Below are 20,419 nucleotides of genomic sequence, written 5' to 3'. Positions count from 1 at the left end.
ATTTCCCTGACAAGGAGTTGTCATCACCATGTCCGCACGCTTCACGAACAAGACCGTCCTCGTCACCGGCGCCGGCACCGGCCTCGGCCGGGCCATCGCGCTCGCCTTCGCCGCAGAGGGCGCGAAGGTCGTCGTCTCCGGCCGCAGCGCGGCGACCCTCGACGAGACGGTGTCCCTGATCGAGGCCGCCGGCGGCACCGCGGCCGCCGTCACCGCCGATGTGGCCCGGGCCGAGGACGTCCGTCACCTCGTCCACCGTACGGTCGAGATCTTCGGCGCTCTCGACGTCGCGGTGAACAACGCCGGGATCTTCCGGGGCGGCGCCTCCGCCGCCGACTTCCCGCTGGAGGACTGGCAGGCGCTGCTCGACACCAACGTCACCGGCGTCCTGCACTCGCTCCAGGCCGAGATCGCCCACATGCGCGCCAACGGCGGCGGCGCGATCGTCAACATCTCGTCCAACCTCGGCCCGCACGTCCGCATCCCGGGCGTCTTCGGCTACCAGGTCTCCAAGGCGGCCGTGTCCGCGATCACCCGCGCCGCCGCCCGCGACCACATCGCCGACGGCGTCCGGATCAACGCGGTGAGCCCGGGCGCCTCGGAGTCCACGATGTCGCTGCTGCCCGGTGAGACCGAGGCCGAGCGGGAGGTGCGGATGAAGGAGCAGTCTCCGCTCGGCCGCATCTCGGCGGCCACCGAGGTGGCGGCCGCCGTGCTGTACCTGGCCTCGGAGGACGCCGGCTCGGTCGTCGGCACCGATCTGGTGATCGACGGCGGCGTCTCCGCCTGACACCCGCGGGGGCCTCAGCCCTGGACGGCCGCCGGGTCCATCCAGAAGACCTCCCAGTGGTGGCCGTCCGGGTCGGTGAAGGAGCGCCCGTACATGAAGCCGAGGTCCTGGGTGTCCTTCGCCGCCGAACCACCGGCGGCGAAGGCCCCCTCGACCAGCTCGTCGACCTTCTCGCGGCTCTCGGCGTTCAGCGCGATCAGCACCTCGGTGGACTTCGTCGCGTCGGAGACCTCCTTGCCCGGCGCGGTGAACTCCTTGAACTTGGACTCGGTCAGCAGCATGGCGAAGATCGTGTCGCTGATGACCAGACACCCCGTGTTCTCGTCGCTGAACTGCGGGTTGAAGGAGTAGCCGAGCTTGCTCCAGAAGGCCTTCGAGGTGTCGAGGTTCTTCACGGGCAGGTTCACGAAGATCATCTGGGTCATGATGGTCACTCTCTCCTGTGGTTCGTCTGTGTCGTCGCTCTGTGTCGGCGCTTTCGAGAGGTAAGACGGCGGGGCCGAGCGGAACTCATCGGTGCTCGGAGATCTCTTTGGAAGATCTTTCGAGGGCCACCGGAGACCCCCGGCGGAGACCTCCGGCGAGGCACCCGGTCCCGGCTCACGCTAGCGTCGAACCGTGAGCCCCGCAGCCAAGAAGATCACCGAGAAGCTCTCCGACGAGGCCCTCGCCGGAGCGACCGGCAAGGGCTGGGCCGCCTGGTTCGCCCTGCTCGACGCGTGGGGGGCGACGGAGCGCGGGCATGCCGAGATCGCCCGCCATCTGGTGGACGCCGAAGGGGTGAGCGGCTGGCACGCCCAGTCGATCACCGTGGGCTACGAGCAGGAGCGCGGGATGCGCGCGGTCGGTCAGTCCTCCACGGGCGACTGGCAGGTGAGCGCGAGCAAGACGGTGAACGCCCCGGCCGCCCGCTGCACGGCCGCCTTCGCCGAGGAGGAGCTGCGCCGTCGCTGGCTTCCGGACGGTGAGCTGGAGGTGCGCACCCACCGGCCGGGAAAGTCGGTGACGGCTGACTGGGGCGGCGGGACGAGCCGGATCGAGGTCTATCTGACGCCGAAGGGCGAGGCGAAGACCCAGATCGGACTCGGCCACACCAAGCTGCCGGACGCCGACGCCGTCTCCGCGTACAAGGACTTCTGGCGCGAGCGCCTCGCCGAGCTCAAGACGCTGCTGGAGTCGGAGGGTTGAGCCCCCACCGGCTGAGCGTCCCGCTCTCCTGGTCGTACGTGAGCCAGGTGCCGTCCCCGAGGGGCCGTGCGAAGCCGTCGACGGGGCCCGTCGGGTAGTCGACGGTCCCGCGTATCTCCAAGGTGTGGGCGTCCAGGAGCCAGTGCTTGTGGTCCTCGGGGTCGTCGCCGTACTCCATGGTGGAGGCGATGACGGTCGTGGCGTCGACGAAGCCGCATGCCCAGTCCCAGCCGAGCGGGTCCTCCTCGTCGTCCCGGGGCTGCGGGGGCTCCACCTCCGCCACCACCGTCCCGGCCAGGTCGTGCAGCTGGATGTCGTGCCCGTAGTGCTCGACCGTCAGGAAGCCGGGGTGCTCCGGATGGACGTCCATCAGGATCCGGTCCATCGTCTCGTTCAGGTCCCAGGTGGTCAGCTTGTCCCCGTCCCAGCGCCCCCAGTGGAGCAGGATGCCGTCCTGGCCCATGCCGATGTCCAGAGCCATGTGCACACCGTCGGGGTGGGAGAGGTGGTGGGAGCCGGAGGTGACGCTGTCCAGGGGCAACCGGGCGAGCTCGGTGCCGTCGGCGGCGTCGAGGACGACCCACAGCTCCTGCCACTCCTCGTCCTCCCCCTCGACGACATGCGCCCAGACGAACCGGCCGTCGTCGGAGATCCGGCAGGAGCCTGACTCGATCCCGGGGCAGATCTGCCGCTCGTCACCGGTGTGCTCGTGCCCGATCTCCTGGTCCCAGCACCCGTGCCGGTACTCCCATCGCGTCGCGCCGCCCGCGTCCACCGCACGCACCGAGCGCTGCCCGGAGAACACCGCGAACGTGCCGTCGGGGCTCACCGAGTGCACACCGTGACCCCAGCCCGGCCACGGCAGCGGGAAGACGGCGCGCGGGGCACGCTCCCCCGCCAGGAGCTCGTCCAGCTCGTGGGCTGCCAGCTCGTGCCCTTTCAGCAGCAGGGCCCGGCCCAGCCCGTCCCGACGGCCTTCGAAGGCGAAGCCGTTGACCAGTGCGCCCGCACCCGGCAGTCGTACCGAGTCGAGCAGTTGTGCGGTGATCGACATGGTGCCGAAGGTAGCGAACCCCTCTGACATTCGGCCCGACGCTTCCCCTTCATCGGCTGTTGCTGCACCGTCAACTCCGAACCAACTCCGTACTTCTAGGTTCCGGAAGCGCGCGACCCCGCCGCCGACCGGTGCGGCGGGGCGGTCATCACCACCACCCCTGGAGTGAGACGTGGAGCGACGCAGTTTCCTGCGCGGAGCGGTCATCGGCACGTCGGCCGCCGCCTTCGGCGGCACCCTGATGCACGGGGCCGCCTACGCGGCGCCCGCCCAGCCCGGCCCCGGCCCGTACGGGGCCCTCGGCTCCGCCGACGCCAACGGCATCCAGCTGCCGAGCGGTTTCAGCAGCCGGGTCATCGCCCGGTCGGGACAGACCGTCTCCGGCACCTCGTACACCTGGCACAACGCCCCCGACGGCGGCGCCTGCTACGCCAACGGAAGCGGCTGGATCTATGTCTCCAACTCGGAGATCAACCCCTCCGGCGGCGCGAGCGCGGTGAAGTTCAGCTCGACGGGCGCCATCACGGGCGCGTACCGCATCCTGTCCAACACCCGGCAGAACTGCGCGGGCGGCAAGACGCCGTGGAACACCTGGCTCTCCTGCGAGGAGGTCAGCCTCGGCTACGTCTACGAGGCCGACCCGTACGGTGTGAACGCGGCCGTCCGCCGGGACGCCATGGGCAAGTTCAAGCACGAGGCCGCGGCCGCCGACCCCGTCCGTCAGGTGATCTACCTGACCGAGGACGAGTCGAACGGCTGCTTCTACCGGTTCATCCCCACCACCTGGGGCAACCTCTCCTCCGGCACGCTTCAGGTCCTGAAGGCCGGCACGGCCACCTCCGGTTCCTTCACCTGGCAGACCGTCCCGGACCCGGACGGCTCCCCGACCGTCACCCGTGACCAGGTCTCCGGCGCCAAGCGCTTCAACGGCGGCGAGGGCTGCCACTACGCCAACGACACCGTCTGGTTCACCACCAAGGGCGACAACCGCCTCTGGCAGCTCAACCTCGCCAACAGCACGTACGAACTGGCCTACGACGACTCGCTCGTGGTCGGCGGCGGCGCCCCGCTGACGGGTGTGGACAACGTCACCGGCTCCTCCTCCGGCGACCTGTTCATCGCCGAGGACGGCGGCAACATGGAGATCTGCATCATCACGCCGGACGACGTCGTCGCCCCGTTCCTGCGGATCACCGGCCAGTCCAGCTCCGAGATCACCGGACCGGCCTTCTCCCCCGACGGCACCCGGCTGTACTTCTCCAGCCAGCGCGGCACCACCGGCAGCTCCTCGGGCGGCATCACCTACGAGGTGAAGGGCCCGTTCCGCGCGTAGTGACGTTCCACCGGGGCCGCTGAGGCGGCCTCCGCGACCCGCTGGGCGCCGCCGAGCAAGGCGGCGCCCAGCGGTGTCAGGGTGTGAAGGACGGCGTTGCCGTGCCGCAGGGTGGCGACGAGTCCGGCCTCGCGCAGGACACCGGCGTGCTGGCTGGCCGAGGCGAGCGACACCCCTGCCCTGCGGGCCAGTTCGCTGGTGGTCCCGCCGTCCCCGATGGCGTGCAGGACGGCGGAGCGGGTGTTGCCGACGAGTTTGGCCAGCGACGAGCCGCCCGGCTCGCGGACGGTCGGCGCCTCGCAGTGGGTGATCGGGTAGACGAGCACCGGCGGCAGCGAGGGGTCGCGCAGAACGACCGGGGTGCCGCGGCAGAAGTACGAGGGCTGGAGCAGCAGGCCCCTGCCGTCGAGGTACAGGTCGCGCTCGACGGGATAGTCGGCCTCCAGGACGGGCGCGCGCCAGCGGAGCATCGGCGGCAGCGAGGCGAGGAGTTCTTCGGCTCCGCCGTCGAGCAGGGCCCGGCCGCGCCGTGCCCGGTCGGCCTCGACCCGGGCGCGGATGTGGGGCCAGTACGGTTCGATGGCCGCCCGGTGGTAGCTGCGCAGCGCCCCGACGAGCCGGCTGAACGGTTCGGCGCCGCCCTCGGCGAGGGCGCGGAGCGAGTGGGGCACGGTCCGGCCGGCCGCCCGGTCGGGGCCCAGCAGGGCCAGCTCGCGCCGGAGCCGGGCCTGAGAGGTCGCGCGGATCGCCTGGAGGCCCTCGTCGAGGCCGTGCACGCCCTGGGACGGGGTCAGGAAGTCGGGGAAGTAACCGCGACTGGGAACAAGGGCCGCGAGGAGCCGGGTCTCACCGTTGAGGCGTGTGCGGGTGTCCGAGCGCCATTCTCCGTAGACGACGGACCCACGCCGGTCCCTTAAACGGTGAAAACTGAGAATCGTTTCCCACAGAACGTCCGGCCGGGCGGCCATCCGGACCCCGGCCACGTCGTTAGCGGTGAAATGAATCCGCAGCATTGAACCCCCACCTGTGCACTAGCAACCACCCCCGTCGATGAGTATGCACGCCATCACAGGACGTTACCAGGGTGTTTCAGCCACACTTGAAAAGCATCGCGGAGAACGGGGGCAAACCGAAAAGCTGTGCGGGTCGGGCAGGAAACCTTCAGGACCGAGGTGGCGTGACGAAGACCGTGGGGGGCTTCACACGTCCGGCGGCGGTCGGCGAGGGTTGCGGCTCACCTGCCCGACATGGGTAATGGGCGCGGTCACCGGGTGGGGATCCGGGGGCCGCGCCCGTCCCGTTCTTTGCGGGACCAATCGTGGAAAGTTCAAAGCGGAAAGTTCAACGGCCAATAATTCAACCGGCCTCGATTGAACATGAACTCACATTTGGCGAACATCCCGGTGCCCGCTCGGGGCGGACGAAATACGACGGGGCGGACACCTCCGCACAAGGTGTCCGCCCCGTCTCTCTTGCTGACCGGAGCCACCGCCCATCGGTTTGAGGGTCGGGGACGAGCGGCGGCTCCGGCGGTCTTTGCTACTGAACGCCCGGTCAGCGGGCGCCCGGCAGGGTTCAGCGGCTGTCGGAGCCCTTCGACTCGGCGGCGGCACGGCCCGCCTCCAGGCGCGCCACCGGGATCCGGAACGGCGAGCAGGAGACGTAGTCGAGACCGACCTCGTGGAAGAAGTGCACCGACTCCGGGTCGCCGCCGTGCTCGCCGCAGACGCCGAGCTTGATGTCCGGGCGGGTGGCACGGCCGGCCTCGACGGCGCTGCGGACCAGCGAGCCGACGCCGTCCTTGTCGATGGTCTCGAACGGCGAGACACCGAAGATGCCCTTCTCCAGGTACGCGGTGAAGAAGCTGGCCTCCACGTCGTCCCGGGAGAAGCCCCACACCGTCTGGGTGAGGTCGTTGGTGCCGAAGGAGAAGAACTCGGCGGCCTCGGCGATCTGACCGGCGGTCACGGCGGCGCGCGGCAGCTCGATCATGGTGCCGAGCGCGAGCTTCAGCTCCACGCCGGTGCGGGCCTGCACCTCGGCGATGACCTGCTCGGCCTCCTCGCGGACGATCTCCAGCTCCTGGACGGTGCCGACGAGCGGGATCATGATCTCGGCGCGCGGGTCGCCCTTGGCGTCGATGCGCAGGGCCGCGGCCTCGGCGATCGCCCGGACCTGCATGGTGAACAGGCCGGGGATGACCAGGCCGAGGCGGACACCGCGCAGACCCAGCATCGGGTTCTGCTCGTGCAGGCGGTGCACGGCCTGGAGCAGGCGCAGGTCGTTCTCGTTCGGGTCCTTGCGGGCCTCGGCGAGGGCGACGCGCACCGAGAGCTCGGTGATGTCGGGGAGGAACTCGTGCAGCGGCGGGTCGAGCAGACGGACCGTGACGGGCAGGCCGTCCATGGCCTCGAAGAGCTCGACGAAGTCCTGCTTCTGCTGCGGGAGCAGGGCCTGCAGGGCCTCCTCGCGCTCCTCCTCGGTGTCCGCGAGGATCAGCTTCTCGACCATCTCGCGGCGCTCGCCGAGGAACATGTGCTCGGTGCGGCACAGGCCGATGCCCTGGGCGCCGAAGCGGCGGGCGCGCAGCGCGTCCTCGGCGTTGTCGGCGTTGGCGCGGACGCGCAGCCGGCGGACGCGGTCCGCGTAGGCCATGATCCGGTGGACGGCGGCGACCAGCTCGTCGGCGTCGTCCGCGCCGGCGTGCATCCGGCCCTCGAAGTACTCGACGACCGGGGACGGTACGACCGGTACCTCACCGATGTAGACCTTGCCGGTGGAGCCGTCGATGGAGACGACGTCGCCCTCCTCGACGACCTGCCCCGAGGCGGTGGTCATCCGGCGGCGCTTGGTGTCGACCTCCAGCTCCTCGGCGCCGCAGACACAGGTCTTGCCCATGCCGCGGGCGACGACGGCGGCGTGCGAGGTCTTGCCGCCGCGCGAGGTCAGGATGCCCTCGGAGGCGATCATGCCGTCCAGGTCGTCCGGGTTGGTCTCACGGCGGATCAGGATGACCTTCTCGCCGGAGCGCGACCACTTGACGGCCGTGTACGAGTCGAAGACGGCCTTGCCGACGGCAGCGCCCGGGGAGGCGGCGATGCCGCGCCCGATCTGCTCGACCTTGGCGTTCTCGTCGAACTTGGGGAACATCAGCTGCGCGAGCTGGGCGCCGTTGACGCGCTGGAGCGCCTCGGCCTCGTCGATCAGGCCCTGGTCCACGAGCTGGGTGGCGATCCGGAAGGCGGCACCGGCGGTGCGCTTGCCGACACGGGTCTGCAGCATCCACAGCTGGCCGCGCTCGATGGTGAACTCGATGTCGCACAGGTCCTTGTAGTGCGTCTCGAGGGTCTCCATGATCTGCATCAGCTGGTCGTACGACTTCTTGTCGATCGACTCCAGCTCGGCCAGCGGCACGGTGTTGCGGATACCGGCGACGACGTCCTCGCCCTGCGCGTTCTGCAGGTAGTCGCCGTAGACGCCCTGGTGGCCGGAGGCGGGGTCGCGGGTGAAGGCGACACCGGTGCCGGAGTCCGGGCCGAGGTTGCCGAACACCATGGAGCAGACGTTGACGGCGGTGCCCAGGTCGTGCGGGATGCGCTCCTGGCGGCGGTACAGCTTGGCGCGGTCGCCGTTCCAGGAGTCGAAGACGGCCTTGATGGCCAGGTCCATCTGCTCGCGCGGGTCCTGCGGGAAGTCGCGGCCGGCCTCGGCCTTCACGATCTTCTTGAAGCCCTTGACGAGCTTCTTCAGGTCGGCGGCGTCGAGGTCGGTGTCGACGGTGACCTTCTTGGCGGCCTTGGCCTCGTCGAGGGCCTCCTCGAAGAGCTCGCCGTCGACGCCGAGGACGGTCTTGCCGAACATCTGGATGAGGCGGCGGTACGAGTCCCAGGCGAAGCGCTCGTCGCCGGCCTGGGTGGCGAGACCGGTGACGGACTCGTCGGAGAGGCCGATGTTGAGGACCGTGTCCATCATGCCGGGCATGGAGAACTTGGCGCCGGAGCGGACGGAGACGAGCAGCGGGTCGTCGGCCTGGCCGAGCTTCTTGCCCATCTTCTGCTCGAGGGCGTCGAGGTGCGCGCTGACCTCGTCGCGGAGCTCGACCGGCTCGGAGCCGCTGTCGAGGTAGACCTTGCACGCCTCGGTGGTGATCGTGAAGCCGGGGGGAACCGGGAGGCCGAGGTTGGTCATCTCGGCGAGGTTCGCACCCTTGCCACCGAGCAGGTCCTTCAGGTCCCTGTTGCCCTCGGTGAAGTCGTACACGAACTTCTGATCTTTGTTTTCCGACACGTGTCTCGACTCCTCGAGGACTCGGTGGCTGCCCTGACGGCGAGGAACATACCCAGATCGAAGGCTCCTGGGGAGGTACGCCTACCGGTCACCTGGTCTTAACCACCCGTCCGCCAGCACATCGAAAGTAACTGACCGGTAGCTTCCGCTTTCAAACGTCGAAGCCCCTTTGACTCAAAGCAGAGCCTACACGCTCAGATGAGCGCCTTCCTGAGCATCTGCGTTCAACTCTTGAACACAGAAGGGGTGGCACCCAGTGCCACCCCTCCAGAAGTGCAACGCCGCGAAACATGCTCATCTGAGCACTACCCTTATCAAGGGTGGCGCGAATCACTCCGTACAAGCGCCTCGTTTCCCACGATCCGGACGTCCCGGGTCACCCTCCGGACGTGTCCGACTCGGCCTCCTCGCCAACGCCCGCACAGTCGTACGGGTCCTTCAACCAGCCGTCCGGCAGCACCACACGGTTGTTTCCGGACGTACGGCCCCGGGGGCCGTCCGCGCCCACCGGCCACGGCTGGTCCAGATCCAGCTCGCTCAACTGAGCGCCCAGCTCGTCCAGGGACGAGGTGATCGCCAGCTTCTTGCGCATCTCCGAACCGACCGAAAAGCCCTTCAGGTACCAGGCCACGTGCTTGCGGAAGTCGATGACACCGCGCGACTCGTCCCCGAGCCACTCGCCGAGCAGCCGCGCGTGCCGCACCATCGCGTCCGCGACCTCGCGCAGCCCGGGCTGGGCGTACGCGCCCGTGCCCTCGAAGCCCGCCACGAGGTCGCCGAAGAGCCACGGCCGTCCCAGGCAGCCCCGGCCCACGACCACGCCGTCGCAGCCGGTCTCGCGCATCATCCGCAGCGCGTCGTCCGCGGACCAGATGTCGCCGTTGCCGAGCACCGGGATCTCCGGCACGTGCTCCTTGAGCCGCGCGATCGCGTCCCAGTCCGCCGTACCGCCGTAGTGCTGCGCCGCCGTCCGCCCGTGCAGGGCGATCGCAGTGACGCCTTCCTCGACCGCGATCCGGCCCGCGTCAAGGAAGGTGATGTGGTCGTCGTCGATGCCCTTGCGCATCTTCATCGTGACCGGCAGGTCGCCCGCGTTGGACACGGCCTCGTTCAGGATCGCGCGCAGCAGCGGCCGCTTGTACGGCAGGGCCGAGCCGCCGCCCTTGCGGGTGACCTTGGGGACCGGGCAGCCGAAGTTCAGGTCGATGTGGTCGGCCAGGTCCTCGTCCGCGATCATCCGCACGGCCTTGCCGACCGTGACGGGGTCGACGCCGTACAGCTGGATCGACCGCGGCTTCTCGCTCTCGTCGAAGCGGATGAGCTGCATGGTCTTCTCGTTGCGCTCGACCAGCGCCCGCGTCGTGATCATCTCGCTCACGAACAGGCCCTTGCCGCCGCTGTACTCACGGCAGAGGGTGCGGAAAGGGGCGTTGGTGATGCCGGCCATCGGCGCGAGCACCACCGGCGGCTGCACGATGTGCGGCCCGATGGCGAGAGGGGAGAACGCGGTCATTCAGCCATTGTCGCGCACCGCCGCGGTCCTCAGTCAGCCGTGCTGTCCGCCGCACCGTCCGCGCAGGCCAGCAGGCGTTCGAGACCCGCCCGGGACTCCTCGTCCACGGGTACGTACGTCACCAGGCGCGGCCCGGAGGTCGGCCCGAGCCACAGGTTGGTGTGCTCCAGGTGCAGGGTGCCGACATGGGCATTGCGGATGATCTTGGTGCGGCCGCCCTGGGCCACCACCTCGTGGCGCGCCCAGATCTCCCGGAACTCCGGCGAGGCCGCCTCCAGGCGGTGCAGCATCGCCTTCCAGGCGGGCTCGGCGAGGTGCTCGGCCATCGAGGCCCGGAACTTGCCCGCCATCGAGCGCGTGACGTCCGGCAGCTCGGCGACGGCGGCCCGCCACTCGTCGTTGGTGAAGGCCAGCCAGATGCAGTTGCGGTCCTCGCGCGGCAGCGCGTCGAGGTCGCAGAGCAGCCTGCCGTAGGTGCGGTTGTACGCGAGGATGTCGTACCGGCTGTTCTGGATGCAGGCGGGCAGCGGCTCCAGCTGGTCGAGCATCGCGCGCAGGGCGGGCGTGACGGTCGGACAGGGCGACTCGGGGTTCGGGTCGGCCTCCCCGCCGAGGGCGAAGAGGTGGGTGCGCTCGGTCGCGTCGAGCAGCAGGGCCCGGGCGAGGGCGTCGAGGACCTGCGGGGAGACATGGATGTCGCGCGCCTGCTCCAGCCACGTGTACCAGGTGACGCCGACGGCGGAGAGGTGCGCGACCTCCTCGCGGCGCAGCCCTGGGGTACGGCGGCGCCGGCCGCGGGGCAGGCCCACCTGCTCGGGGGTGATGCGCTCACGGCGGCTGCGCAGGAAGGCGGCGAGTTCGTGCCGCCGGACGTCGGTGTTCGTCCCGGTGGTCGTCCCGGTCGTGGGTCCGGTGCTCGGTCCGGACGTCGTTCCGGTCCGTGGCCCGGTCGTCGTTCCGGTCGTCGCCGTCTCCACCGCCATGGTCGTCATGCTCCCAGGGTGCCGGGGCCGTCAGCCCGTTGCCAGGTAGTGCTTGTACCAGGATAAAGACACTCTGGTACCAGGCTGAGGAAGGGCCGATCGTCGATGCCGTGAGTACTACAGCCTCCACCACGACCTCCGCCCGGAGGGCCGCTGTCGTCGTCGACCACGCGACGCCCGCCCTCGGTTCCCTCGGCCTGTTCACCGTGCTCCTCGGCGCCGCGCTGCCGCTGATCGACTTCTTCATCGTCAACGTCGCCCTGCCGACCATCGACCACGACCTGGCGGCCGGGCCGGCCATGCTGGAGCTGGTCGTCGCCGGGTACGGGCTCTCGTACGCCGTGCTGCTCGTCCTGGGCGGGCGGCTCGGGGACCTGTTCGGTCGGCGCAGGCTCTTCCTCACGGGCATGGCCGCCTTCGGCCTGACCTCGCTCGCGTGCGGGCTCGCACCGGACGCCTGGACCCTGGTCGGGGCGCGGGTGGCACAGGGTGCCTCGGCCGCGCTGATGCTCCCGCAGGTCCTCGCGACCATTCACTCGTCGACGACGGGCGCCCGGCGCGCGAAGGCGCTCAGCCTGTACGGGGCGACCGCCGGCCTCGCGATGGTGGCCGGTCAGATCCTGGGTGGGGTCCTCGTCGCGGCGGATCTCGCGGGCACCGGCTGGCGGGCGATCTTCCTGGTCAACGTGCCGGTGGCGGTGGCCGGGCTGCTGCTCGCCGTCCGTACCGTTCCGGAGACCCGCTCGGAGCGCCCGGCTCCGGTCGACGTTCCGGGCACTCTGCTCCTCGCGCTCGCGCTGCTCACCCTGCTCGCGCCGCTGACCGAGGGACGGGCCGCCGGCTGGCCGCTGTGGACCTGGATCGCGATGGGCGTCTTCCCGTTCGCCGCGGGGGCGTTCTGGTGGGTGGAGCTGCGGGCCGACCGGCAGGGCCGTACGCCGCTGGTGCCGCCGAGCCTGCTGGGGCTTGTCTCGCTGCGCCGGGGCCTCGCCCTGGTCCTGCCGTTCTCGATCGGCTTCGGCGGCTTCATGTTCGTGATCGCGGTCGCGCTGCAGCAGGGCCTCGGCATGGGCGCGGTGGTCTCGGGCCTGGCGCTGGTCCCGATGGCGGTGGCCTTCTTCGGGGCCTCGCTCGCGGGGCCCCGTCTGGTACGCCGCTGGGGCACCCGGATCGTCACGGCGGGCGGTCTCCTGCAGGCCCTCGGGATCGGTCTGCTCGCGCTGACGGCCTGGCGCTCCTGGCCCGATCTCTCGGCCTGGAGCCTGCTGCCGGGCATGGCCGTCGCGGGCCTCGGCCAGGGTCTCCAGCTTCCGGTCCTGTTCCGGGTCGTGCTCTCCGAGGTCCCGGCGGACCGGGCGGGTGTGGGCAGCGGCGTGATGGTGACCACCCAGCAGTCGGCCCTGGCCCTGGGGGTGGCCACGCTCGGCTCGCTCTTCCTGTCCCTGGCCGCCTCCGGCTCGATGGGCACCGCGCTGACCGTGACCCTCCTGGTCCAGCTGGCCGCGGTACTCCTGACAGTCCTGCTCAGCCTGCGCCTGCCGCGGAGGGTGGCCTAGGAGCGCACACACCGAGGGGCCCGGGTCACTTCCGTGACCCGGGCCCCTCGTGCGTCCTGACTGTTACTCCTCGCCGCCCGTGGCGGCCTCGGCGCCCTCGGCGCCCTGTGCACGCTCGCGCATCTTCTTCAGCAGCTCCTGCTTCTGGTCGACCGCGGCCTTGCGGTCGGCGTTACGGCTCTGAACGGCGCCCTGCTGGTCGCCGCGGGACAGCTTCTTGCGCTGTCCGCCGACGCCGAGGAGGTTGTTGCGGCCCTTGGCCATGGGGTTCTCCCAATGGTGAGAAGTGGTGAGGGGATCGTCCGGCGGGGGCGGGCGTCGGGGCCCGCCGCGCTCTCACTCGTAGATCTGGAAGAACGAAGACATGCCCCAGACGCTACCCCGCCGGGGAGGCCGCGGCACCCACTTTTCCTCTCCACCACCAAGACGAATGACAAACATTGAAATCTGTCAGCCGTCATGTCATAGTTGTCATGCGTCACCCTCCGATCCCTTTCCGAGGAGACCCTCATGACCTCCCTGCCCCACCTCCCCACGCGCTCCCTCGGCACGACCGGCCCCCAGGTCTCCGCCCTCGGCCTCGGCTGCATGGGCATGTCCGCGCTGTACGGCGAGAGCGACCGCGCCGAGTCGATCGCGACCATCCATGCCGCCCTCGACGCCGGGGTCACGCTGCTCGACACCGGCGACTTCTACGGAATGGGACACAACGAGCTGCTGATCAACGAGGCCCTGCGCACGGCCCCCGCGGCCGCCCGCGAGCAGGCCCTGACCAGCGTGAAGTTCGGCGCCCTGCGCACGGTCGAGGGCGGCTTCACCGGATACGACGGCCGGCCGGCCGCGGTGAAGAACTTCGCGGCGTACTCCCTGCAGCGCCTCGGCACCGACCACATCGACATCTACCGGATCGCCCGCGTCGACCCCGACGTGCCGATCGAGGAGACCGTCGGCGCGATCGCGGAGCTCGTCGAGGCCGGGCACGTCCGCCACATCGGCCTCTCCGAGGTCGGCGCGGACACCCTGCGCCGGGCGGCGGCCGTCGCCCCGATCGCCGATCTCCAGATCGAGTACTCGCTGATATCCCGTGGCATCGAGGAGAAGATCCTGCCCACCGCCCGTGAGCTGGGCATCGGCATCACGGCGTACGGCGTGCTGTCGCGCGGTCTGATCAGCGGCCACTTCACCCGTGACCGCGAGCTCGGCCCGGGCGACTTCCGGGGCATGAGCCCGCGCTTCCAGGGGGACAACCTGCACCGGAACCTGGACCTGGTGGACCGGCTGCGCGCCCTGGCCGAGGCCAAGGGCGTGACGGTCGCGCAGATCGCGATCGCCTGGGTGCTGGCCCAGGGGCCGCGGCACGGGGCCGACATCGTGCCGCTGATCGGCGCCCGCCGCCGGGACCGGCTCGCGGAGGCCCTCGGGTCCCTGGACCTCACGCTCGACGCCGCCGACCTGGCCGCGATCGAGCAGGCCGTGCCCGTGGGCGCGGCGGCCGGCGAGCGCTACCCGGCGGCACAGATGGCCCACCTGGACAGCGAGCACTGATCCGCCGTTCGGCTGACAGGTACTGTCATCCCATGGCCACCGAGACCCTGACCGCAGAGCGCATCCTCGAAGCCACCGAGGAGGTGCTGCGGCGCTACGGACCGGCTAAGGCGACGGTCGTGGACGTGGCCCGGGTGCTCGGCGTCAGCCACGGCAGCGTCTACCGCCACTTCCGTACGAAGGCGGCACTGCGCGAGGCGGTCACCCACCGCTGGCTCACCCGCGCCGAGGTCGCCCTCGCCGAGCTGATCGAGACCTCGGACCGGCCGGCCGCAGAGAAGCTCCGCGCCTGGTTCGCCGGCCTGTTCGAGGCCAAGCGGCACAAGGCGGGCGACGACCCCGAGCTGTTCGCCACGTACGGGGTGCTGATCGACGAGGCCAGCGGTGTGGTCGAGCAGCACATCGACGCGCTGGTCGGCCAGGTCCGGGCGATCGTCGAAGAGGGCGTACGGAAGGCCGAGTTCACCGCCGCCGACCCCGAGGCCACCGCCCGCGCGCTCTTCGCCGCGACGGCACACTTCCACGATCCGGCCTACGCCCCGGAGTGGCGGCGCCCCTCGATCGAGGCCGAGTTCGACGCGGTGGTCGACCTGTTGCTGCGCGGCCTGCGCCCGTAGGGCGCCCAGGACACGCGAAAGCCCCCGACTCCTTCCGGAGCCGGGGGCTTTCGCTTACCGCGGGGTGCGACCGTCAGCAGCCGAGCAGGCGGCTGCCCAGGTAGCCCTGGATCTGGTCGAGGGAGACGCGCTCCTGCTTCATGGTGTCGCGCTCGCGCACGGTCACCGCGTTGTCGTCCAGGGTGTCGAAGTCGACGGTGACGCAGAACGGCGTACCGATCTCGTCCTGGCGGCGGTAGCGGCGGCCGATGGCGCCGGCGTCGTCGAACTCGATGTTCCAGTTCTGCCGCAGGTCGGCGGCGAGGCCCTTGGCCTTCGGCGACAGCTGCGCGTTGCGGGACAGCGGCAGGACGGCGACCTTGACCGGCGCGATACGCGGGTCGAGGCGCATGACCGTGCGCTTCTCCATGACGCCCTTGGCGTTCGGCGCCTCGTCCTCGTTGTACGCGTCGAGCATGAAGGCCAGCATGGTGCGGCCGACACCGGCCGCCGGCTCGATGACGTACGGGGTCCAGCGCTCGCCGGCATCCTGGTCGAAGTACTGCAGCTCGTTGCCCGACGCCTTGGAGTGGGCCTTCAGGTCGTAGTCGGTGCGGTTGGCGACACCCTCCAGCTCGCCCCACTCGCTGCCGCCGAACTGGAAGCGGTACTCGATGTCGGCGGTGCGCTTGGAGTAGTGGGAGAGCTTCTCCTGCGGGTGCTCGAACCAGCGCATGTTCTCCTCACGGAGACCCAGGCCCGTGTACCAGTTCCAGCGCTGCTCCATCCAGTACTCGTGCCACTGCTCGTCCTCGCCCGGCTTGACGAAGAACTCCATCTCCATCTGCTCGAACTCGCGGGTGCGGAAGATGAAGTTGCCGGGGGTGATCTCGTTCCGGAAGGACTTGCCCATCTGGGCGATGCCGAACGGCGGCTTCTTGCGCGAGGTCTGGTGCACCTGGGCGAAGTTGGTGAAGATGCCCTGGGCCGTCTCGGGGCGCAGGTAGGCGACCGAGCCGGTGTCCTGGGTGGGGCCGAGGTGGGTGGAGAGCAGGCCGGAGAACTGCTTCGGCTCGGTGAAGGTGCCCTTGTTGCCACAGTTGGGGCAGTTGAGGTCGGTGAGGCCGTTCTCGGGGAGGCGGCCGTGCTTCTCCTCGTACGCCTCCTCCAGGTGGTCGGCGCGGTAGCGCTTGTGGCAGGAGGTGCACTCGGTCAGCGGGTCGGTGAAGGTGGCGACGTGACCGGAGGCCTCCCAGACCTCGGTGGCCAGGATCACCGACGAGTCGATGCCGACGACGTCCTCGCGCGAGGTGACCATGTAACGCCACCACTGACGCTTGATGTTCTCCTTGAGTTCGACACCCAGCGGTCCGTAGTCCCAGGCGGCCTTCTGGCCGCCGTAGATCTCACTGCACGGGTAGACGAAGCCACGGCGCTTGCTCAGGCTGACGATGGTGTCGATCTTGTCGGCGGCCACGGTGCTCTCTTCATTACGACGACGAAGTGCGAATGCTTCAGATTACCGGCGCCCGCACCCCCGGTATCAAATCGGTTCGGCCTCGCTCATCGGGAAGCGCAGAGAGAGGAACGCGGGCGTCGACGGCGGCGATCGGATCGCCTCCCGACTTGTACCAGTCTGCACTGCAGTGGGGCGGAACACAGGTGCGGCAATTGACAACCGTTTCCACCTTTGTTGAAAATGAGTGTCATGAACGTACGCCGTCTGATACCCACCACCGCCGTCGCCGGAGCCGTCACGCTCGGTCTCGTGACCCTGTCCGCCTGCTCCGGAACCTCCGACGCCGCGGACAAGAAGGCCGACGGCAAGCTCAGCGTGGTGGCGTCGTTCTACCCGATGCAGTACCTGGCCGAGCAGATAGGCGGCGACCACGTCTCCGTCGACACGCTCACCAAGCCGGGCGTCGAGCCGCACGACCTGGAGCTCAAGCCGAGGCAGATCGGCGAGCTCGGCGAGGCCGACTACATCCTCTACCTCAAGGGCGTCCAGCCCGCCGTCGACGAGGCGATCAAGCAGGCCGGCGTCGAGCACACCGTCGACGCCACCACCCTCACCACGCTCGAGGACCACGGCGCCGAGGGCGGCCACGACCACGCGGGCGAGAGCGCCGAGGAGCACGCCGCCCACGAGGGTGAGGAGCACGGCGAGGAGGGCCACGGCTCCGAGGCCGGTGCCGACCCGCACATCTGGCTCGACCCGGTGAAGTACGCCGAGGTCGCCAAGGGTGTCGGCGCCTCCCTGGAGAAGGCCGACCCGGACCACGCCGCCGACTACAAGAAGAACACCGACGCCCTGGTGAAGAAGCTCGGCGACCTCGACACCGCGTTCGAGACCGGTCTGAAGAACACCACCACCAAGACCTTCATCACCACCCACTCCGCCTTCGGCTACCTCGCCGAGCGCTACGGCCTGGAGCAGGAGGGCATCACCGGCATCGACCCCGAGTCCGAGCCGAGCCCCGCCCGTATGAAGGAACTCCAGGACGTCGCGAAGAAGGACAACGTCTCCACCGTCTTCTTCGAGACGCTCGCCAGCGACAAGACCGCGAAGACCCTCGCCACGGACACCGGCCTCAAGACCGACGTCCTGGACCCGCTGGAGGGAATCACGGACCGGTCCAAGGGCGATGACTACATCGAGGTCATGCAGTCCAACCTCGCCGCGCTGAAGAAGGCCCTCGGCGCCAAGTGATCCACGCACAGCAGGAGGCAATCGTGACCGCGCCCGTCATCTCCGTCCGCGGAGCCACGGCGACCCTCGGCTCGCGCCCCGTCCTGCGCGGCGTCGACCTCACCGTGAACCCCGGTGAGGTCGTCGCGCTGCTCGGCGCCAACGGCTCCGGCAAGTCCACCGCCGTCCGCGCCGTCATCGGCCAGGTGCCGCTGACCGGCGGCACGATCTCCCTGTTCGGCACCGAGCAGAAGCGGTTCCGCTCGTGGGCCCGCGTCGGTTACGTACCGCAGCGCACCACCGCCGCCTCCGGCGTGCCCGCCACGATCCGCGAGGTCGTCTCCTCCGGCCGGCTCTCCCGCCGCACGTTCGGCCCGCTGACGAAGGCCGACAAGGCTGCCGTCGCGCGGGCCATCGACCTCGTCGGACTCACCGACCGCGCCAAGGACTCGGTGAGCGCCCTCTCCGGCGGCCAGCACCAGCGCGTCCTCATCGCCCGCGCGCTCGCCTCCGAGCCCGAGCTGCTGATCATGGACGAGCCGATGGCCGGCGTCGACCTCGCCAGCCAGGAGATCCTCGCCGCCACCCTGCGCGAACAGGTCGCGGGCGGCACCAGCGTCCTGCTCGTCCTGCACGAGCTGGGCCCCCTCGAGCCCCTGATCGACCGGGCCGTGGTCCTGCGCGACGGCTGTGTCGTCCACGACGGCCCGCCGCCGCAGGCCGTCGGCCAGCACGCGCTGCCCGGCCACGACCACGTCCATCCGCACGCGGCCGGTGAGCCGCTCCGCACGGGTCTGCTGACCTGAGGAAGCTGACCTGACCATGGAATTCCTGCAACCCGAGTTCATGCAGCGGGCGCTGCTCGCGGCCGTCCTCGTCGGTATCACCGCCCCCGCCGTCGGCATCTACCTCGTCCAGCGCCGCCAGGCGCTCATGGGCGACGGCATCGGGCATGTCGCCATGACCGGTGTCGGTCTCGGCTTCCTGCTCTCGTGGAGCCCGGTGTGGATGGCGACCCTCGTCGCCGTCGTCGGCTCGGTCGCGATGGAGCTGATCCGGGCCTACGGGAAGACCCGCGGCGATCTCGCGCTCGCGCTGCTCTTCTACGGAGGCATGGCCGGCGGTGTCCTGCTGATCAACCTCTCGCCGACCGGCTCCAACGCCAACCTGAGCTCGTACCTCTTCGGCTCCCTGACCACGGTCTCCCGCGAGGACGTCACGGCGATCAGCATCCTCGCCGCGTTCGTGATCCTGGTGACGGTCGGGCTGCGGCGCCAGCTCTTCGCGGTCAGCCAGGACGAGGAGTTCGCCCGCGTCACCGGTCTGCCGGTGCGCGCCCTGAACCTGCTCGTCGCCGTCACCGCCGCCGTGACCGTCACGGTCGCCATGCGCGTCGTCGGCCTGCTCCTCGTCAGCGCCCTGATGGTGGTCCCGGTGGCCGCGGCCCAGCAGCTCTCGCGATCGTTCCGTACGACCTTCGTGCTCGCGGTCGTGATCGGTACGGGCACCACCCTGACCGGCACGGTCACCTCGTACTACCAGGACCTGCCGCCTGGCGCGACGATCGTGCTGCTCGCGATCGCCGTCTTCGTCCTCCTCACGGTCCTCGCGACGCCCCTGGCCAGGCGCCGCGCCCGGGCCGCGGAGGCCGTGGCCTCGTCCTCGGCGGAGTGCGACATGGCCGTTCCGGCCACCCGGCGACCCACGGACGACGCCGCGGTCTAGCAGCCTGGCAGAATGGCGGGGGCGACGACATCCCTAGGAGGCCCCTGTGGCGACGGCAGGACCCCCCGTACGCGGCCGCTCGACCAAGCAGCGGGCCGCGGTGGCGGCGGCACTGAACGAGGTGGACGAGTTCCGCAGTGCCCAGGAGCTGCACGACATGCTCAAGCACCGCGGTGACTCGGTCGGCCTCACGACGGTGTACCGCACGCTCCAGTCCCTCGCGGACGCGGGCGAGGTCGACGCGCTGCGCACCAGCGAGGGCGAGACGGTGTACCGCCGCTGCTCGACGGGCGACCACCACCACCATCTCGTCTGCCGCGTCTGCGGCAAGGCGGTCGAGGTGGAGGGCCCGGCGGTGGAGCAGTGGGCGGAGACGATCGCGTCCCAGCACGGCTATGTCAACGTGGCGCACACGGTCGAGATCTTCGGGACGTGCGCGGAGTGCGCGGCCAAGTAGACGACCGCCCGGCGACACGGACGAGGGGCCCCGGCGGAGAGATCCGGCGGGGCCCCTTCCGTATGTCACGTACGGCGGTTCAGACCCGATTGCTGTACCGGTCGAGCACGGCCCGCAGCCGGTCGATCTCCAGCGGGTCCGCGACCCCGCGCTTCGGCAGGACGACCAGGCCGATGCCGTGTTTGTCGGGGGTCAGCAGGACGAAGAGGTCACGTGTCTCGGCGTACCTGGTGAGCATCGTCCACCGGTACGTGGTGTCGCTGTCCCGCGACACCACGCGCACCCCGGCCTCGTCGACAAAGCCCCGGAACTCCCCTTGCGGGCCGAACAGCCGGTGCACCTGACGCCCCTGGATGCCGGGGATCATCACGTACATGGCGGCGATCAGCGCCAGCGCGAGGAGGCAGATCACGGTGGTGCCCAGGCTCGGCCCCTTCGGCCCCACGAACGTCAGGGCGAAGGCCAGGAGCATCAGGCCCCCGGCGGCCAGCAGGACGGCGTTCTGCAGCCGTCCCGCCGGCGTGGCTCGCATGCGGGCGCGGAGCGCCTCCGTCGCGTCGGAGACGACGGGCAGATAGGTCAGTTCCACGGTCTCCCGCGTCGTCTCGTGCTGCTTTTCGTTCACGGCCCCTCCGGCCTCGGACGGCAAGATGCGTGATCGTAGCGACCGAGCCGGACCGTGGTTCAAGAAGGGTCTGACCGC

Annotated in this window: 19 protein-coding genes; 10 read left to right on the top strand and 9 right to left on the bottom strand. The window is 70.1% G+C overall.

Features of this window, described 5'->3' with window-relative positions; genetic code table 11:
- The first annotated feature begins 28 nt into the window (after positions 1-28).
- Positions 29-790 carry an SDR family oxidoreductase gene (locus ABZ939_RS03180; protein WP_361848428.1) on the top strand — a complete coding sequence of 254 codons (762 nt, stop codon included), beginning with the start codon at positions 29-31 and terminating at the stop codon, positions 788-790.
- Between the two features lie 14 nt (positions 791-804).
- Here ABZ939_RS03180 and ABZ939_RS03175 read toward each other — a convergent pair whose 3' ends face one another.
- Positions 805-1,215 (bottom strand): VOC family protein, encoded by a 411-nt coding sequence (locus ABZ939_RS03175; protein ID WP_361848425.1) that lies wholly within the window; start codon positions 1,213-1,215, stop codon positions 805-807.
- A 193-nt stretch (positions 1,216-1,408) separates the two neighbouring features.
- Between ABZ939_RS03175 and ABZ939_RS03170 the strand changes: the two genes are divergently transcribed.
- Positions 1,409-1,978, top strand: a complete 570-nt coding sequence (locus ABZ939_RS03170) for a hypothetical protein (protein WP_361848422.1) — start codon at positions 1,409-1,411, stop codon at positions 1,976-1,978.
- On the opposite strand, the gene ABZ939_RS03165 is transcribed toward ABZ939_RS03170, so the two are convergent.
- A complete protein-coding gene (locus ABZ939_RS03165; RefSeq protein ID WP_361848419.1) occupies positions 1,950-3,032 on the bottom strand; it encodes a hypothetical protein in 1,083 nt (360 codons plus the stop codon). The two genes, ABZ939_RS03170 and ABZ939_RS03165, sit on opposite strands and share 29 nt — an antisense overlap.
- Before the next feature lie 172 nt (positions 3,033-3,204).
- Here ABZ939_RS03165 and ABZ939_RS03160 point away from each other — a divergent pair, with 172 nt between their 5' ends.
- Positions 3,205-4,365 carry an alkaline phosphatase PhoX gene (locus ABZ939_RS03160; protein WP_361848416.1) on the top strand — a complete coding sequence of 387 codons (1,161 nt, stop codon included), beginning with the start codon at positions 3,205-3,207 and terminating at the stop codon, positions 4,363-4,365.
- Here the strand turns inward: ABZ939_RS03160 and ABZ939_RS03155 are convergent.
- The 4 genes from ABZ939_RS03155 to ABZ939_RS03140 all read right to left on the bottom strand — a co-directional run bounded on the left by ABZ939_RS03155 (position 4,335) and on the right by ABZ939_RS03140 (position 11,157).
- Positions 4,335-5,378 (bottom strand): winged helix-turn-helix domain-containing protein, encoded by a 1,044-nt coding sequence (locus ABZ939_RS03155; RefSeq protein WP_361848413.1) that lies wholly within the window; start codon positions 5,376-5,378, stop codon positions 4,335-4,337. The two genes, ABZ939_RS03160 and ABZ939_RS03155, sit on opposite strands and share 31 nt — an antisense overlap.
- A 562-nt stretch (positions 5,379-5,940) precedes the next feature.
- The gene (gene ppdK, locus ABZ939_RS03150) at positions 5,941-8,652 is read right to left on the bottom strand and encodes a pyruvate, phosphate dikinase (RefSeq protein WP_361848410.1); all 2,712 of its coding nucleotides are present in this window, start codon (positions 8,650-8,652) and stop codon (positions 5,941-5,943) included.
- Positions 8,653-9,028: 376 nt separating this feature from the next.
- The gene (gene dusB, locus ABZ939_RS03145) at positions 9,029-10,165 is read right to left on the bottom strand and encodes a tRNA dihydrouridine synthase DusB (protein WP_361848407.1); all 1,137 of its coding nucleotides are present in this window, start codon (positions 10,163-10,165) and stop codon (positions 9,029-9,031) included.
- 29 nt (positions 10,166-10,194) lie between these two features.
- A complete protein-coding gene (locus ABZ939_RS03140) occupies positions 10,195-11,157 on the bottom strand; it encodes a helix-turn-helix domain-containing protein (protein ID WP_361848404.1) in 963 nt (320 codons plus the stop codon).
- Between the two features lie 197 nt (positions 11,158-11,354).
- Here ABZ939_RS03140 and ABZ939_RS03135 point away from each other — a divergent pair, with 197 nt between their 5' ends.
- On the top strand, positions 11,355-12,704 hold the full coding sequence (locus ABZ939_RS03135) for an MFS transporter (RefSeq protein WP_361849107.1): 1,350 nt from the start codon (positions 11,355-11,357) through the stop codon (positions 12,702-12,704).
- A 63-nt stretch (positions 12,705-12,767) separates the two neighbouring features.
- Here the strand turns inward: ABZ939_RS03135 and ABZ939_RS03130 are convergent, their stop codons facing one another.
- Complete coding sequence (locus ABZ939_RS03130) at positions 12,768-12,968, bottom strand: DUF6243 family protein (RefSeq protein WP_361848401.1); 201 nt, start codon at positions 12,966-12,968, stop codon at positions 12,768-12,770.
- A 246-nt stretch (positions 12,969-13,214) separates the two neighbouring features.
- On the opposite strand from ABZ939_RS03130, the gene ABZ939_RS03125 reads away from it, so the two are divergent.
- The gene (locus ABZ939_RS03125; RefSeq protein WP_361848398.1) at positions 13,215-14,249 is read left to right on the top strand and encodes an aldo/keto reductase; all 1,035 of its coding nucleotides are present in this window, start codon (positions 13,215-13,217) and stop codon (positions 14,247-14,249) included.
- A 32-nt stretch (positions 14,250-14,281) separates the two neighbouring features.
- The gene (locus ABZ939_RS03120) at positions 14,282-14,866 is read left to right on the top strand and encodes a TetR family transcriptional regulator (protein ID WP_361848395.1); all 585 of its coding nucleotides are present in this window, start codon (positions 14,282-14,284) and stop codon (positions 14,864-14,866) included.
- A 73-nt stretch (positions 14,867-14,939) separates the two neighbouring features.
- On the opposite strand, the gene ABZ939_RS03115 is transcribed toward ABZ939_RS03120, so the two are convergent.
- Complete coding sequence (locus ABZ939_RS03115; RefSeq protein WP_361848392.1) at positions 14,940-16,322, bottom strand: glycine--tRNA ligase; 1,383 nt, start codon at positions 16,320-16,322, stop codon at positions 14,940-14,942.
- Between the two features lie 231 nt (positions 16,323-16,553).
- Here ABZ939_RS03115 and ABZ939_RS03110 point away from each other — a divergent pair, with 231 nt between their 5' ends.
- From ABZ939_RS03110 to ABZ939_RS03095, 4 genes are read left to right on the top strand one after another with little or no spacing between them, the layout of a single operon-like run.
- Complete coding sequence (locus ABZ939_RS03110) at positions 16,554-17,555, top strand: metal ABC transporter substrate-binding protein (RefSeq protein WP_361848389.1); 1,002 nt, start codon at positions 16,554-16,556, stop codon at positions 17,553-17,555.
- A gap of 20 nt (positions 17,556-17,575) precedes the next feature.
- Positions 17,576-18,340, top strand: a complete 765-nt coding sequence (locus ABZ939_RS03105; RefSeq protein ID WP_361849104.1) for a metal ABC transporter ATP-binding protein — start codon at positions 17,576-17,578, stop codon at positions 18,338-18,340.
- A gap of 10 nt (positions 18,341-18,350) precedes the next feature.
- Entirely contained in the window at positions 18,351-19,259 is a 909-nt protein-coding gene (locus tag ABZ939_RS03100; protein WP_361849101.1) for a metal ABC transporter permease, read from the top strand.
- A gap of 46 nt (positions 19,260-19,305) precedes the next feature.
- Positions 19,306-19,716, top strand: a complete 411-nt coding sequence (locus ABZ939_RS03095; protein WP_361848386.1) for a transcriptional repressor — start codon at positions 19,306-19,308, stop codon at positions 19,714-19,716.
- 79 nt (positions 19,717-19,795) lie between these two features.
- Here ABZ939_RS03095 and ABZ939_RS03090 read toward each other — a convergent pair whose 3' ends face one another.
- Positions 19,796-20,341 carry a YcxB family protein gene (locus tag ABZ939_RS03090; RefSeq protein ID WP_361848383.1) on the bottom strand — a complete coding sequence of 182 codons (546 nt, stop codon included), beginning with the start codon at positions 20,339-20,341 and terminating at the stop codon, positions 19,796-19,798.
- Between the last annotated feature and the right edge of the window lie 78 nt (positions 20,342-20,419).

It is taken from the genome of Streptomyces sp. NPDC046712 (assembly GCF_040645695.1).
Classification (GTDB): domain Bacteria; phylum Actinomycetota; class Actinomycetes; order Streptomycetales; family Streptomycetaceae; genus Streptomyces.
The sequence above is the reverse complement of the archived record's forward strand: the minus strand, read 5'-3'. Positions and strand labels throughout refer to the sequence as shown.

Coding starts and splice junctions, on each gene's coding strand:
- ABZ939_RS03180 (WP_361848428.1), top strand. CDS start 29: ATGTCCGCACGCTTCACGAACAAGACCGTCCTCGTCACCGGCGCCGGC.
- ABZ939_RS03175 (WP_361848425.1), bottom strand. CDS start 1,215: ATGACCCAGATGATCTTCGTGAACCTGCCCGTGAAGAACCTCGACACC.
- ABZ939_RS03165 (WP_361848419.1), bottom strand. CDS start 3,032: ATGTCGATCACCGCACAACTGCTCGACTCGGTACGACTGCCGGGTGCG.
- ABZ939_RS03155 (WP_361848413.1), bottom strand. CDS start 5,378: ATGCTGCGGATTCATTTCACCGCTAACGACGTGGCCGGGGTCCGGATG.
- dusB (WP_361848407.1), bottom strand. CDS start 10,165: ATGACCGCGTTCTCCCCTCTCGCCATCGGGCCGCACATCGTGCAGCCG.
- ABZ939_RS03140 (WP_361848404.1), bottom strand. CDS start 11,157: ATGACGACCATGGCGGTGGAGACGGCGACGACCGGAACGACGACCGGG.
- ABZ939_RS03130 (WP_361848401.1), bottom strand. CDS start 12,968: ATGGCCAAGGGCCGCAACAACCTCCTCGGCGTCGGCGGACAGCGCAAG.
- ABZ939_RS03125 (WP_361848398.1), top strand. CDS start 13,215: ATGACCTCCCTGCCCCACCTCCCCACGCGCTCCCTCGGCACGACCGGC.
- ABZ939_RS03120 (WP_361848395.1), top strand. CDS start 14,282: ATGGCCACCGAGACCCTGACCGCAGAGCGCATCCTCGAAGCCACCGAG.
- ABZ939_RS03110 (WP_361848389.1), top strand. CDS start 16,554: ATGAACGTACGCCGTCTGATACCCACCACCGCCGTCGCCGGAGCCGTC.